Annotated in this window: 12 protein-coding genes; 8 read left to right on the top strand and 4 right to left on the bottom strand. The window is 58.3% G+C overall.

Annotated features, from left to right (window positions below):
• Nucleotides 1–435: 435 nt before the first annotated feature.
• The 4 genes from ACJY2L_RS20620 to ACJY2L_RS20605 all read right to left on the bottom strand — a co-directional run bounded on the left by ACJY2L_RS20620 (nt 436) and on the right by ACJY2L_RS20605 (nt 5,171).
• Complete coding sequence (locus ACJY2L_RS20620; RefSeq protein WP_439213779.1) at nt 436–2,691, bottom strand: xanthine dehydrogenase family protein molybdopterin-binding subunit; 2,256 nt, start codon at nt 2,689–2,691, stop codon at nt 436–438.
• Nucleotide 2,692: 1 nt separating this feature from the next.
• Nucleotides 2,693–3,700 carry an FAD binding domain-containing protein gene (locus ACJY2L_RS20615; RefSeq protein WP_439213780.1) on the bottom strand — a complete coding sequence of 336 codons (1,008 nt, stop codon included), beginning with the start codon at nt 3,698–3,700 and terminating at the stop codon, nt 2,693–2,695.
• Nucleotides 3,697–4,185, bottom strand: a complete 489-nt coding sequence (locus tag ACJY2L_RS20610) for a (2Fe-2S)-binding protein (protein WP_067433626.1) — start codon at nt 4,183–4,185, stop codon at nt 3,697–3,699. Before ACJY2L_RS20610 ends, ACJY2L_RS20615 begins: the two co-directional genes overlap by 4 nt.
• A 146-nt stretch (nt 4,186–4,331) precedes the next feature.
• Complete coding sequence (locus ACJY2L_RS20605; protein ID WP_439213781.1) at nt 4,332–5,171, bottom strand: MBL fold metallo-hydrolase; 840 nt, start codon at nt 5,169–5,171, stop codon at nt 4,332–4,334.
• 411 nt (nt 5,172–5,582) lie between these two features.
• Here ACJY2L_RS20605 and ACJY2L_RS20600 point away from each other — a divergent pair, with 411 nt between their 5' ends.
• The 8 genes from ACJY2L_RS20600 (at nt 5,583) to ACJY2L_RS20565 (ending at nt 13,930) form a co-directional block, all read left to right on the top strand.
• Entirely contained in the window at nt 5,583–6,059 is a 477-nt protein-coding gene (locus ACJY2L_RS20600; RefSeq protein WP_439213782.1) for a YciE/YciF ferroxidase family protein, read from the top strand.
• Between the two features lie 43 nt (nt 6,060–6,102).
• Entirely contained in the window at nt 6,103–6,615 is a 513-nt protein-coding gene (locus tag ACJY2L_RS20595) for a ferritin-like domain-containing protein (protein ID WP_439213783.1), read from the top strand.
• Nucleotides 6,616–6,674: 59 nt separating this feature from the next.
• On the top strand, nt 6,675–7,571 hold the full coding sequence (locus tag ACJY2L_RS20590; protein WP_439213784.1) for a manganese catalase family protein: 897 nt from the start codon (nt 6,675–6,677) through the stop codon (nt 7,569–7,571).
• Between the two features lie 276 nt (nt 7,572–7,847).
• Nucleotides 7,848–10,814 carry a formate dehydrogenase subunit alpha gene (gene fdhF, locus ACJY2L_RS20585; RefSeq protein ID WP_439213785.1) on the top strand — a complete coding sequence of 989 codons (2,967 nt, stop codon included), beginning with the start codon at nt 7,848–7,850 and terminating at the stop codon, nt 10,812–10,814.
• On the top strand, nt 10,814–11,296 hold the full coding sequence (locus ACJY2L_RS20580) for a DUF1641 domain-containing protein (RefSeq protein WP_187487210.1): 483 nt from the start codon (nt 10,814–10,816) through the stop codon (nt 11,294–11,296). The genes fdhF and ACJY2L_RS20580 overlap by 1 nt, the downstream gene beginning before the upstream one ends.
• Complete coding sequence (locus ACJY2L_RS20575) at nt 11,289–12,656, top strand: cytochrome ubiquinol oxidase subunit I (RefSeq protein WP_439213786.1); 1,368 nt, start codon at nt 11,289–11,291, stop codon at nt 12,654–12,656. Before ACJY2L_RS20580 ends, ACJY2L_RS20575 begins: the two co-directional genes overlap by 8 nt.
• Nucleotides 12,653–13,597 (top strand): cytochrome d ubiquinol oxidase subunit II, encoded by a 945-nt coding sequence (locus ACJY2L_RS20570; protein ID WP_439213787.1) that lies wholly within the window; start codon nt 12,653–12,655, stop codon nt 13,595–13,597. Before ACJY2L_RS20575 ends, ACJY2L_RS20570 begins: the two co-directional genes overlap by 4 nt.
• Before the next feature lie 102 nt (nt 13,598–13,699).
• Nucleotides 13,700–13,930, top strand: coding sequence for a DUF1272 domain-containing protein (locus ACJY2L_RS20565; protein WP_439213788.1), 231 nt, complete (start codon nt 13,700–13,702; stop codon nt 13,928–13,930).
• Nucleotides 13,931–14,429 lie beyond the last annotated feature (499 nt).

The raw sequence follows: 14,429 nt of genomic DNA, 5'->3' as shown, positions 1-14,429 counted from the left end.
GGTGTTTTGGTGTTTTGGTGTTTTGGTGTTTTGGTGTTTTGGTGTTTTGGTGTTTTGGTGTTTGGTTTTGACCTGGGGGTTGACCTTGAGGAGGCATCACAAACGCTGAGGAGATGAACATTTTAGGATGTCCCGCCATGGATGGCGGGACAAGGGAGCGTTGAGCGGGGAGCGAATCGCGAGCGGTCCGTGAAGAAATGTGAACCGACGAAGGGACCCGCGCAGCGGGCGGTTGTGTTTGCCGGATAGCGCGGGTGCAGGGCCGGGGCGACTGCCGGCCCTGCTCGGGCTGCCTTCAGGCAGAACGAAATGGCCGTTGACCTGGCCTTTAAACAGCCAGCCTGCAAGGCAGAACGAAATGGCCGTTGACCTTAAAGACCTTGACCTTAAGAGCCGCCTGCAAGGCAAAAGCCGCCCGCTTCCGGGCAGCCCCCCTTACAGCAGCTTATCCATGGTAATGGGCAGATCCCGTACTCGCTTCCCGGTCGCATGAAACACCGCATTACTGATCGCCGCAGCGACGCCAACGATCCCCAGTTCGCCTACCGATTTACCGCCGAGGGCAGTGGCCTGATAGTCGGGCTGGCCGACGTCGATGGTGACGATCTCCGGCACGTCGGCGTTAACCGCCACCAGATAATCAGCCAGGTTGTTGTTGATCACACGGCCGTTGCGCGGATCGACCACACCTTCTTCCAGCAATGCCTGGCCGAGGCCCATGATCATGCCGCCGATCCACTGGCTGCGTCCCAGCGTCGGATTGTATAACCGGCCGCTGTCGAGCGCGGCGCACATGCGTTTTACCCGCACGGTACCGAAATCTTCGTCAACGCGGACCTCAACAAACTGTGCGCTCCAGCTGTGCGCTGAAACCTCTTTTGGCCGTGACATCGCTGACATCGAACCGGTCATGTCGAAACGTTCCTGCGCCGAGGTGCCTTCCGGGAAAGTGTCCGCTTTCGCTTCCAGCTCTGAGAGCTGCGCCATCTGCAGCAGGCGCGTAAAGCCGATCGCTTTACCGCTCTGACGGATTTCTCCGTTGTCGAGCGTCAGCTGGGCCGGGTCGGCGCGATAGAACGGGGAGTCAGCCAGTTCAGTGGCCAGCGACAGCAGCTTATCGCGCAGCACCTTTGCGGTTTTATTAACCACACCCATCAGGTTACCGGCCAGCTGCGAGCCACCGGCGACGCCCGCACGCGGCAGGTCGGTATCGCCCAGTTCGACGTTGATCGCGGTGGACGGAATATGCAGCACTTCCGCTGCCGCCTGCGCCAGAATAGTGTAGGTGCCGGTGCCAATATCTGCGCCAGCGCTCTGCACGGTAAGCTGGCCGTTGGCCTGCAATACCAGACGCGCCTCTGCTGGCATGGTGTTCACCGGATAGGTGCCGGACGCCATGCCGTACCCGATCAGCTCACGGCCTTCGCGCATGGAGCGCGGCGCCATGGTGCGCTTATCCCAGCCAAACGCCTCGGCACCCGCCTGATAGGCCTCTTTCAGCCGACGTGAACTCCACGGCAGATCGAGCATGTAATCGTGATCGGCCCAGTTCAGCAGGCGAAACGCCAGCGGATCGATGTTCAGCTTGTAGGCCATCTCATCCATCGCCACTTCCAGGCCAAAGGCGCTGGGGTTTTCGCCCGGTGCGCGCATCCAGCCCGGTGTCACGGTGTTGATCGGCACCACGCTGTGGCGCGAATGCACGTTGGGCACGCCGTACATGCGGGCAGTGACCTTGTTGCAGTTTTCACCAAACATGTCATCCAGTGAGGTTTCGTTGAAGCCGCTATGGATGATTGAGACGATTTTACCGTCGCGCGTGGCACCCATTTCAAGATGCTGTTCGGTGGCCGGACGGCCGCCAAAGCCGGTAAAGGTTTGCGGACGGGTCAGCGCCACTTTGATCGGTCGTTTCAGTTCGCGGGAGGCGGCGCAGGCCAGTGCCACGTGCGTATAAGGCACCGGCTTGGAGCCGAAGCCGCCGCCAACGTAAGGCGAAATGATGCGCACCGCTTTTTTATCGATGCCCATCCAGTCGGCGATTTCCACCTGCGCACCGGCAACCCACTGGCTCGGTTCCCACAGTGTAACGTGCTCGTTGTCCTGCCATTCCACCACGCAGCCGTGCGGCTCAATCGGCGAGTTGTACTCGCGCGGCGTGATATAGCGGCCTTCGATGCGCACCTCGGCGTCATCCATCGCTTTGCGCGCATCACCCAGATCGATATTAGCGCTCTCAACCGGCTTCGGTGCGGCGTTTTCGTCAGTGGCGAAAATCAGTGCCGGAGATTCTTCATATTCAAAGGTTACCAGCGAGGCTGCCCAGGTGGCCTGCTCAAAGCTTTCTGCCACCACGATGCCGATGTTCTGCCCGTTGTGAATGATGCGATCGTTCTGTATCGGCGTGTAGGTCGACTGCGCCGCGCCGCCGTCGGCAATCGCCGTGGGTTTGTGGATTTTCAGGCCGCTTTCATGGGTAAACACCGCCAGCACGCCGGGCTGCGTGCGGGCTGCTTCGCTGTTAACACGCGTGATGCGGCCGCTGGAAATGGTGGATTGCAGTACCACGCCCCATGTGACATTTTCTGGCTGATGCTCAACCGCATAGGCCGCCTGGCCGGTGATTTTTTGCTGGCCATCGCCACGAACGCGTTTCTCGCCGGTCGCCTGATAACTGTTGTGATCCGTCATTTTATTCTCCTCTCTGCGCGGGTTCAGCGGCGGCTAACAGCGCACGCACGATAACGCGTGGCGTCAGGGTGACCTTGAACTGGCTTTGTGGCCGGTGGGCTGCGTCAGTGATGCTCTGTTCAGCGGCCAGTCGCAGCGCTTCTTCGCTGAACGGCTTACCGCGCAGCGCCTGCTCTACGGCGGTGGCGCGCCAGGGTTTGGTGGCCAGGCCGCCGAGGGCGATGCGCACGTCGCGGATCACACCATCTTCAATCTCCAGGCCAACGGCGGCACTGGCGGCAGCAAACTCATAAGAGGCGCGATCGCGCACCTTGAGATAGTGCGACTGGCGCAGCGCAGGCACGTTGGGCACTTCGACGGCGATGATCATCTCGTCGGCGGCGATATCATGCTCCTGATCGGGACGATCGCCCGGCAGCAGGAAGAAGTCACCAATGGCGACGCGGCGCTCCTGCTGCTGGCTGTTACGTAGCACCACCTGCGCATCAAACGCGGTCAGCGCAATCGCTAAATCGCCAGGATAAACGGCAATGCAGCTGTCGCTGGTGCCGAAAATAGCGTGGTTAGCGTTTACGCCGTCCAGCGCTGCGCAACCGGAGCCAGGCTGGCGCTTGTTGCAGGCTGGAAAGGTGGCGGGATCGCGGAAGTAGACGCAGCGCGTACGCTGACGCAGGTTGCCGCCGATGGTCGCCATATTGCGTAGCTGCGGAGAGGCCGCCTGCCACAGGCTGCCATAAATGGCCGGTGCCAGCGCCTGACACTGCGGATGGTCGGCCAGCTGGCTCATGCTGGCCAGCGCGCCGATGGTGATCTTATCATCCTCAAAGCGAAGAGTGTCGAGACCGCTCAGCTGGGAAATATCGATCAGGGTCTCAGGCTGCTCAACGCCGCATTTCATCAGGTCGAGCAGGGTGGTGCCACCGGCGAGAAAACGGCTGTTGTCCTGCTGGCTGCGCAGTTCAATGGCCGCGTCGCTGCTGCTGGCGCGCTGATAGTGGAAGGGATTCATGCCGACTCCTTGCTCAGCTGGGCAGCCGCTTCACGCACCGCGTCAACGATGTGCGGATAAGCGCCACAGCGACAGATATTGCCGCTCATGTATTCGCGGATCTCATCATCGGAGCGCGCGTGGCCCTCTTTGATGCAGGCAACGGCGGACATAATCTGGCCCGGCGTGCAGTAGCCGCACTGAAACGCATCGTGCTTAAGGAAGCTGGCCTGCACCGCGTGCAGCGTGCCGTCGGCGTCAGCCATGCCTTCAATGGTGGTGACGTCGCGGCCAGCGGCCTGTGCCGCCAGCGTCAGGCAGCTCAGCACGCGCTCGCCATCAATGTGTACCGTGCAGGCGCCACACTGGCCCTGGTCGCAGCCTTTTTTGGTGCCGGTCAGCTGTAAGTTTTCACGCAGCGCATCAAGCAGCGTGGCGCGCGGATCTACGGCCAGATCATGCTGGTGGCCGTTAACGTTGAGCTGTAAACGAATGTTTTCAGACATGATTGTTTTCCAGTATTTAATTTAAATGGAGCAAAAAATAAAAGGGGGGAAAAGTGCAAAGAGAAACCCCATAAAGTGTAGAAGCTCTTTGCAAAAGGGGATTGCCTGATTCTCCTGAAATGTTGCCCGATCGCTGGAGGATGCGGCTAGTCGATTGAGAAGCCAGGCGAGAGCCGTTGCAGCTCCTGCGCATCGTGACTACAGAAAAAAGTAATGTCGTTGCCGTGAGCCAGGCTCAGTTCGCGCAGCCGCTGCTGATTGTGCCGCCGCGCCGCGCCGTCGGCCTGCATCATCCACTGGTAAAAACGCAGCCCCGGCGTGCAGTGCCGCTGGGCCTGATGCAGCTCGCCGCGGTAGAACCAGGCGTCGCCGCCGTGCAGCAACCAGCCGTTCTGCTGACGAATGGCGATGCCCGCATGACCGAGCGTATGGCCCGGCAGCGGCACCAGCAGAATCTCTGGCGGCAATCCCTGCAGCTGATTAACCGCGTCAAAGCCAAACCAGCGTTCACCCGTGGCCTGATAGCCGTGCCAGCCGGAACGGGCCGACCATTGCGCAGGCCGGTAGCGTTCGCGGCGCAGCCAGCTGTGGCGCTGCTCGGCGGTATCGATCTCCTGCTGCATCAGATGCACCTGAGCATGGGGGAAATCGGTCAGACCGCCAGCGTGATCGAAATCGAGATGGGTCAGCACAATGTGACGCACATCTTCCGCGCGAAAACCGAGCCGCCGCACCTGATTGATCGCGGTAAGCTCATCACGATACTGAATATTGTTCAGCGTGCGGAAAAAGCGCGTGAGCCTGTCGGCAGGCCGGCGCATATCCTGTAGACCAAATCCGGTATCGATTAATATTAATCCGTGGCTATCTGTTTCAATTAACAGACAATGACAGACCAGGTGCGCTTTTATTCCGTGGCTAAAGCCATCGTAAAGTGCGCCGCCCAGCGGGCACATACAGCCACAATTAAGATGATGAATTCGCATTGCTACTCCTTGTATAACGCACGGCGTGAGACGCTTTTTTCATTTTTCGGTAACAGTATGGTAATAAATGGCGATTTTGATTTTAAGTTATTTAAGGATTATTTAACCCTGCCAGATAAACAAGCGAGGCGGTTAATTTTTCTGTTTTTTCACGGCTATTTGATTTAATTTAACTTATTGTTTTTATTTGTTTATTTTGTTTTTTATCTGTTCTCGCTAGCAATTGTTGCATCCTGCATATTTTGCGAAAATGGTTAGCCAGGAATAGTCTTAAATGGCGATGTTACTTCCCCGTTTTCTAAATGCCCTATATTTAGCAGCTATGCTTATCCCTGAGATTTATTAAAGCGACGTGGGAAGTTTGGTATCAATTAACAAGCGAAGCGTTCAATAACTACGACAGGAGTTGACATGGCTATTAAGACACTTACTGACTTGTTCATTCATGATTTATCTGATGTTTACAGCGCAGAGAAACAAATTACCCGCGCCCTGCCAAAAATGGCCCGTGCGGCCAGCGATGAGAAATTGAAGGCGGCATTTGAAGCGCATCTGGAAGAAACCCGCGGCCAGATTGAACGTCTTGATCAGCTGGTAGAAACCACCGAAGGCATTCGCATCAAGCGTATGAAATGCCATGCGCTGGAAGGCCTGGTGGAAGAGGCGCAAGAAATTATCGATTCCGTTGAGAAAGGCGAAGTACGTGACGCTGGCCTGATTGGCGCGGCACAGAAAGTCGAACATTACGAGATCGCCACTTACGGCACGCTGTATGCCATGGCTGTTCGTCTGGGCCTGAAAGATGCGGCGGCGCTGCTGGCGGAAACGCTGCAGGAAGAGAAAAACACTGACATCAAGCTGACAGAAATTGCCGAACAGCAGCAGTAATTTTTTCTGCATTTTCCGAAACCCTTTTTAGTGAGGTCACATTATGTCTACCACAAAAATTGAGAACTATCACAGCTGGCTACGCGATGCTCACGCCATGGAAAAACAGGCTGAGTCGATGCTATCGAAAATGGCCGGACGTCTGGAACACTATCCCGATCTGAAAGCGCGTATTGAGCAGCATATTGACGAGACCAAGGGTCAACTTGAACTGCTGCAAGGCGTGCTGGACCGCAACGGTGTGGATAACTCCACGCTAAAAGACACCATGGGCAAAATGGCCGCGTTTGGCCAGGCGATGGGCGGCATGACCGCCGATGACGAAGTGGTGAAAGGTGCGATCAGTGGTTACGTTTTCGAGCAGTTTGAAATTGCGAACTACACCTCGTTGATTGCCGCCGCCGAGCTGGCGGGTGATACCGAAGGCGCACGCATATTTGAGCAGATTCGTCAGCAGGAAGTGCAAATGGCGGAATGGTGTTTAACCCACCTGCCAGCCGTAACCGAGCAGTTCCTGGTGCGCGATGCCGCATCAGGCGTCGAAGCAAAAAAATAATAATCGGTTAGATCTTTGGGCAGCGACCCTTACCGCGATAAGCAATGTTGGAGTAAACCATGTTCAGACATGTTAAGCAGTTACAATACACGGTACGTGTAGCCGGGCCGAATCCCGGTCTCGCTAACCTGTTACTTGAACAGTTTGGTGGGCCGCAGGGCGAGCTGGCTGCCGCGTGCCGTTATTTTACCCAGGGCCTCGGCGATGACGATCCGGGACGCAAAGATATGCTGATGGATATTGCCACCGAGGAGCTGAGCCATCTTGAGATTATTGGCTCACTGGTTGGCATGCTGAACAAGGGCGCAAAAGGCCAGCTGGCAGAAGGCACTGAGCAGGAAGGCGAAATCTATCGTTCCATTACCGGCAACGGCAATGACAGCCACCTGACCCAGCTTCTGTATGGCGGTGGGCCGCCGCTGACCAACTCGGCCGGTGTGCCGTGGACAGCGGCTTACATTGATACTATCGGTGAGGTCACTGCCGATCTGCGCTCGAATATTGCCGCCGAAGCGCGGGCGAAAATTCTCTATGAGCGTCTGATCAACATGACCGATGATGTGGGCGTAAAAGATGCGCTGGGCTTTTTGATGACACGCGAAGTGGCGCATCAGATGTCGTTCGAAAAAGCGCTGTACGCCATCAGCAACAACTTCCCGCCAGGCAAATTGCCGCCGGTGCAGAAGTATGCCAACACTTACTTCAACATGTCGGCAGGCGGCGAAGTGCGCGGTAGCTGGAATTCCGATGACAATTTCGACTACGTAGCCGATCCGCAGCCTGCGGTTGACGGCGGTGATGGTCTGGCAAGCGTCACGCTGCCAGCGGATCAGCAGGCGGCGCTGGACAGCATGATTGTTCGCACCCAGTCTGATACGGCGGTGAACCCGGTCACGGGCGCAGAGTTAGGATCGGTACAGCCGATCGAAAACGAAACGGCCGCGAAAAAAGTCTAAAACGCTTTTTTTCATCACAGAGGACAGCAGCAATGCTGTCCTTTTTACGTTGTGGCGGCACAGAAATGTTTACCAACACTTTTTTTATCATTGTGATGGCCGGTGTTATCGCTTTTAAACCGAGATATTGGTCTCAAATCCACTACCGCTTCGCCTGTTTTCCCCGCTGTTCCGGTCTATCCTCAACACCATAATCCTACAAATACCAGCCTGCTGATTAATGCCAGGCGGAACGCAGTTTTTTTGCAATGTCAGCGAAATATAAGGGCAATAAACATGGAAACCTGCACCATTGTTTACAATGGCGAACGCTTGTCAGGCGAAGCGGGCCTGCCGCTTATCGACTTTCTTGAGTTGCATGGCAGAAAGCTGCCGCATATCTGTTATCACCCGGCATTACCGCCGCTGCAAACCTGCGACGTGTGCTGGGTTGAGCATCAGGGCGAACTGGTGCGCGGCTGCACGCTGAAAACGCAGCACGAGATGGTGATTAACAGCCAGGATCGGCTGGCGCAGGCGGCGCAGGAAGAGGGCATGGATCGCGTGCTGGCGCGCCATGAACTTTACTGCACGGTGTGCGAACACAACACCGGCGACTGCACGCTGCACAATGCGGTCAGCGATATGGATATGGCGATTCAATATTACCCTTACGAACGTAAACCCAGCGAGAAAGACCACACCAATCCCTTTTACACCTACGATCCCGACCAGTGTATTCTCTGCGGCCGCTGCGTGGAGGCGTGCCAGAACGTTGAGGTCAACGAAACGCTTTCCATCGATTACACCGCCGATCATCCGCGCGTACTGTGGGACGGCGGCGAGAAAATTGCCGGTTCCAGCTGTGTCAGCTGCGGCCACTGCGTCACCGTCTGCCCCTGCAACGCGCTGCTGGAAAAAACCATGCAGCCCAATGCCGGGCCGTTCACCGCTATGCCGGAGCCGGTTAAGCGACCGATGATCGACATGGTGAAAAAGATGGAGGACAGCATCGGCATGGGGCCGATTACCGCTATTTCCTTGATCGATATGGCCATGCGCCAGACGGAGATTAAAAAAACCAAAACCGTCTGCACCTATTGCGGCGTCGGCTGTAGTTTTGAAATGTGGACCCGTGACCGGCACATTTTAAAGGTGCAGCCAGTGGCGGATGCGCCTGCTAACGGCATCTCTACCTGTGTAAAAGGCAAGTTTGGCTGGGATTTCGTCAATGATGCCAAACGCCTGACCACGCCGCTGATCCGCGAAAATGGCCGTTTTCGTCCGGCCAGCTGGGATGAAGCGCTGAACCTGGTGGCGCGCCGCCTGACGGAAATCAGCCAGCAGCACGGCGGCAACAGCATCGGTTTTATCGGGTCGAGTAAAGCCAGCAATGAAGAAGCCTATCTGACGCAAAAAATTGCCCGGCTGATTTTTGGCACCAACAACGTCGATAACTCGTCGCGCTACTGCCAGAACCCGGCGACGGAAGGGCTGTTTCGTACCGTGGGCTATGGCGGCGACGCAGGGACGATTAAAGACCTGCAGAAAACCGCGCTGATCATTATTGTCGGCAGCAATCTGGCGGAAAACCACCCGGTGATCGCCTCGCACATCAAACAGTCGCACAAGCATCAGGGACAGAAGCTGCTGGTGGTCGATCCGCGTCGGCATGAAATGGCCGAGCGCGCCGATCTCTATCAGCGCATCAAGCCCGGCTATGACATGGTGTGGGCATCGGCGATGGCGCGTTACATGTTCGATCACGGCTATGCCGACGAGCAGTTCCTGGCGGAAAAAGTGAATAATGTCGCTGAGTTCCGCGCCTCGCTTGAGCCGTTCACGCTGGAGTACGCCAGTGCGCTGACCGGCATCAGCGTGGATGCGCTGGCGGCGGCGGGCGAGATGATTGGTCAGGCGGAAAGCGCCTGCCTGCTGTGGGCGATGGGCATTACCCAGCACAGCCACGGTGCCGATACCAGCACCGCGCTCTCTAATCTGTTGCTGGTGACCGGCAACTATGGCCGTCCCGGCACCGGTGGCTATCCGATGCGCGGCCATAACAATGTGCAGGGCGCCAGCGATTTCGGCTGCCTGAGTAACGTTTATCCCGGTTACGAACAGGTCACCGACGGCGCCGTGCGCGAGAAATGGGCGCGGGCGTGGGGCGTGCGGCCGGAAGCGCTCTCCGATGCGGTGGGTGCCGATAACTTCCAGATGGTGCAGCAGGCTCACGAGGGAACACTCAAGGCGATGTACATCATTGGCGAAGAGACCGCCTTCTCCGATGCCGATTCCACCAGGGTGCATGAAGCGTTTAGCCGCCTCGATTTCATGGTGGTGCAGGATATCTTTATGAGCCGCACGGCGGAGTTTGCTGATGTGGTGCTGCCCGGCAGCCCGAGCGTGGAGAAAGAGGGCACCTTTGTGAACACCGAGCGGCGGATTCAGCGCTTTTATGAAGTGCTGCCGCCGCTGGGCGACAGCCGCCCGGACTGGCAGATTCTGACCGACCTCGCCAGCCGCCTCGGCCATCCGTGGTATTACCAGCACCCTGGCGACATCATGGCGGAAGCGGCAGGCATCGCGGAGATTTTCGCTGGCGTCAGCTATGCGCGGCTGGCGGGCTGGCAGTCGCAGCTGTGGCCAGTGACCGCCGACGGCAGCAGCACGCCGCTGCTCTACACCGACGGCTTTAAATTCCCTGACGGCAAGGCGCGGCTCTATCCGCTTACCTGGCGGCCGCCGATGGAAGAAGAGGATGCCGAATACGATCTGCTGCTGAACAACGGCCGCATGCTGGAACATTTCCAGTCAACCAACCAGACCGGTGCCGGTGGTCGTATCACCTCGCTGTCACCCAACTGGTATGTGGAAATTGGCCCGCAGCTGGCGGCGGCGCGCGGCCTGCAGGAGGGCGACTGGGTGAAACTCACCTCGCGGCGCGGTTCGCTGGAGGTGCCGGTGGTGATCACTGAACGCATGGCGGGCAACGTGCTGTTTATTCCGATTCATCACGGCAAACCAGGCGTTAACGGCCTGACCGGCGAGCATCACGATCCCGATGTGCACACCCCTGCGTATAAAGAGATCGCGATTAATCTGCAAAAGCTCGATCGTCCGCCGCACGTTGCGCCGCTCCCGCTGCATAATTTCCGTTACGGCCAGCGCACCCCGCTCGATCACCTGCCGGTCGAGGATAAATGGCAGCAGGCGGGCTATACGCTGCCGCCCGAACACACTGAACACCCGGAGAAATTCTGATGGCTGAACGTATGAGCTATGAGGTGCCGCCAACGCGCACCGAACCTACCGCTGCGGAAGCGATGGAAAAGCTGATTGAGAGCCTGCATCAGCACGGTTTTTTGCGTCTCGCCACTGACGTGGTCAACGCCAATACGCAGATCGCCAAAGTGCTGGTGGATGGCCTGAATCAGCCCGGTTCGCTGAACGCAATGCAGAACCTGACGCTGCTGTTCAAGGCGCTGGCGACCATTCCGCCGGAGGATTTTAATCCGCTGCTGTTGGCGGTGACCGCCGCCGCTAAAGGCATGCGTGAGAATGCGCACGCGCCCGCGGAGAAAAGCGCGCCGGGCATTCGCGGCATCATCAAAATGCTGAACGATGAAGAGCTGTGGCAGGGCGTTAAGCCGGTGATGGCCGGCATGCGCGCCTTTGGCCGCGAAATCAACAAACCGGCTGAGAAACCGATCAGCCGTTACAGCGGTAAGCCAAGCCATGCCTGATAACGATGTGGTGCTGCTGCTGTCGCGTATGCAATTTGCGCTAACCATCGGCATGCACATTGTGCTCGCGGCATTTACGCTGGGGTTAGGGCTGTTTCTGGTGCTGCTGGAGGGCGCCTGGCTGCGCCACGGACGGCAGCATCACTGGCAGGCGTTGCAGTTCTGGATGCGCATTTTTTCGCTCACCGTGGCGATTGGCGCGGTATCCGGTGTGGTGATGGAGTTCCAGTTTGGCACCAACTGGAGCCCGTTTGCTCATCAGGTGGGCGGCGTGATTGGCCCGCTGATGTTTTATGAAATCCTCGTCGCCTTCTTTCTGGAATCGGGGCTGACCGGCGTGATGCTGTTTGGCATGGGCAAGATCCACCCCAAATTACATTTTGCCGTCACCTGTCTGGTGGCGCTGGGCGCGTTGATCAGCACTTTCTGGATCCTCGCCGCTAACTCCTGGATGCAGACGCCGGTGGGTTTTACCCGCGATGACAGCGGCGTATTTCACGCCGAGAGCTGGCTCACCGTGCTCTCATCGCCATCATTCCCGTGGCGGCTGACGCACATGACGCTGGCGGCGCTGATCGGCACCAGCTTTTTGCTGGCGGGCGTCGGCGCGTGGCGCCTGCTGCATCATGCTGACGATCGCGCGGCAAAATGCATTACGTCGTGGGCGCTGTGGCTGGCGTTGTTCGTGACGCCATTGCAGGTGATTGTCGGCGATCTGCACGGCGAAAATACCCGCGATCATCAACCGGCTAAGCTGGCGGCCATGGAAGGCAGCTGGCACCGGCCAGCGCCCGGCGAAGGAGAGCCGCTGCGGCTGTTCGCCATACCGGATCAGCAGGAACAGAAGAATCACGCCGAGCTGGCGATTCCACGGTTGGGCTCGCTCTATCTGCGCCATAATCTCAGCGGTGAGATCGCCAGCCTGAGCGAGTTTCCGCCACAAAATCAGCCGCCGGTGCTGCCGGTATTTTTCGCCTTTCGCATTATGGTCGGGCTGGGCATCGTCATGCTGCTGACCAGCGTGGCCGCGCTCGGGCTGCGTCGTGGAGATCGGCTGTGGCGGCGCGGCTTTCTGAAATGGCTGGTTTGCCTGACGCCCGCAGGCTTTATCGCCATGCTGGCGGGTTGGGTAGTCACGGAGATGGGACGTCAGCCGTGGACGGTGTATGGCCTGGTGCGCACCGCAGAGAGCGTGGCGTCTCTGGCGCGATCGTCGGTGATCTTCTCATTCAGCGGGGTGATTGTGGTCTATCTGCTGAGCTTTGGCGTAGGCATGCACTATCTCGTTCGCGTGATAAACAGCGCCGAAGGGCGCACGCTCAGCGATGAGCTGCACACCAGTCGGGAGGACCGGGCATGAGTCTTGACGATCTTTCCGCCGCGGTGGTGGCATTTTCACTGCTGCTCTATGTCATGCTCGACGGCACCGATCTCGGCGTCGGCATTATTTTGCCGTGGTTCGATGACGACGACGAGCGACGACGTCTGGTGCAGTCGATCCTGCCGGTGTGGGACGCCAATGAAACCTGGATTGTGCTCACCGCCGGGGCGCTGCTGGCGCTGTTTCCCGCCGCCTATGCGCAGATTTTCAACGCGGTTTATGTGCCGCTGTTTCTGATGCTGTTCTGTTTGTTTGCCCGTGCGCTGGCGCTGGCGTATCGCGGCCAGACCTCGTCGCGGGCCAAACGTACGCTTGATGTTATTTTTATTATTGCTTCGCAGCTGGCCGGCTTTTTTCAGGGGTGTATCGCCGGGCTGCTGGTTAGTGGCCTGCCGGCAGGCGAGACATTTGGCTGGTTGTCGTGGTATCCGCTGCTCAGCGGCTTTGGCATGGTAGCGATTTACGGGCTACTCGGCTGCTGCTGGGTGCGCTGGCGCGTGCAGGATCGGGCTGGCGAGCGTGCCACGCTATTAGCCTGGCTCTTTCTGGTACTGGCGCTGATATTGTTTGTGGCGATCGTGCTGTCGCTGCCCGAGCTGTGGCTGCATGCGCTCGCCGCCTGGCCCGGCAAGCTGCTGATGGCTATTGTGGTGGTGTGCTGGTTCAGCCTGCTGTGGTCGCTGACCGACAGCCGCCCATTGCTGCCGCTGCTGCTGGCGTTAACGCTGATGCTGAGCGTGGCGATGATGATCATGACCGGCCTCTATCCGTGGCTGATTCCCGATAAGCTGAGCTTGCAGGATGCCGCCGCCTCGCCGCACAGTCAGCAGTTTCTGTTAACCGGCATCGCCATTGTTATGCCGCTGACGCTGGCCTATAACAGCTGGGCCTTCTGGGTATTTCGCGGCCGGGTGAAGTAAGCTCGTTTTGTCCCAATCGGGCACGTTTTTGTCCTTTATCCCGCTTACGCCATGAAGATTTTGCGCCTATGCTGGCAGCTTACTCATCACGGAGATACCCCGATGCTGGAACTACGGCCTGGCTGCGAACGTTGCGACTGCGATCTGCCTGCGGATTCACCCACGGCGATGATCTGTTCATTTGAATGCACCTTCTGTACTGACTGCGCGACGCAGGTTTTACAGGGCATATGCCCGAACTGCGGCGGAGAACTGGTGCGGCGGCCGACCCGGCCAGCGGGGAAGCTGGCGGCTAATCCCGCCTCATCGATGAGGGTTTATCGCCCTCAGTAAGTCGGGGGGCTTTTGCCTTGCAGGCGGCTTTAAGGTCAAGGTCAGGAACCATCTGGTTTTGCCCGAAGGCGGGCGGCCTTTAAGGTCAAAGTCTTTATTTCGTTCTGCCTAAAGGCAGCCCGAGCAGGGCCAGGTCAAAGGCGATTTCGTTCAGGCTAATGCCTGCCCGAGCAGGGCCAGGTCAAAGGCCATTTCGTCCAGGCTAAAGCCTGCCCGAGCAGGACCAGGCCAAGGACAATTTCGTTCTGCCTGAAGGCAGGCCGGGCAGGGCCAGGTCAAAGGGCATTTCGTTCTGCCTGAAGGCAGCCCGGGCAGGGCCAGGTCAAAGGCCATTTCGTTCAGGCTAAAGCCTGCCCGAGCAGGGCCGGCAGTCGCCCCGGCCCTGCACCCGCGCTATCCGGCAAACACAATCGCCCGCTGAAGCGGGTGCCCTCGGCAAAAGCGTTTTCCTGACGGACCGGGCGCGATTCGCTCCTGCTCAGCGCGCCCTCTCGCCGCC

The sequence above is a fragment of the Duffyella sp. Ts4 genome (assembly GCF_051851875.1).
GTDB lineage: Bacteria > Pseudomonadota > Gammaproteobacteria > Enterobacterales > Enterobacteriaceae > Duffyella > Duffyella gerundensis.
The sequence above is the reverse complement of the archived record's forward strand: the minus strand, read 5'-3'. Positions and strand labels throughout refer to the sequence as shown.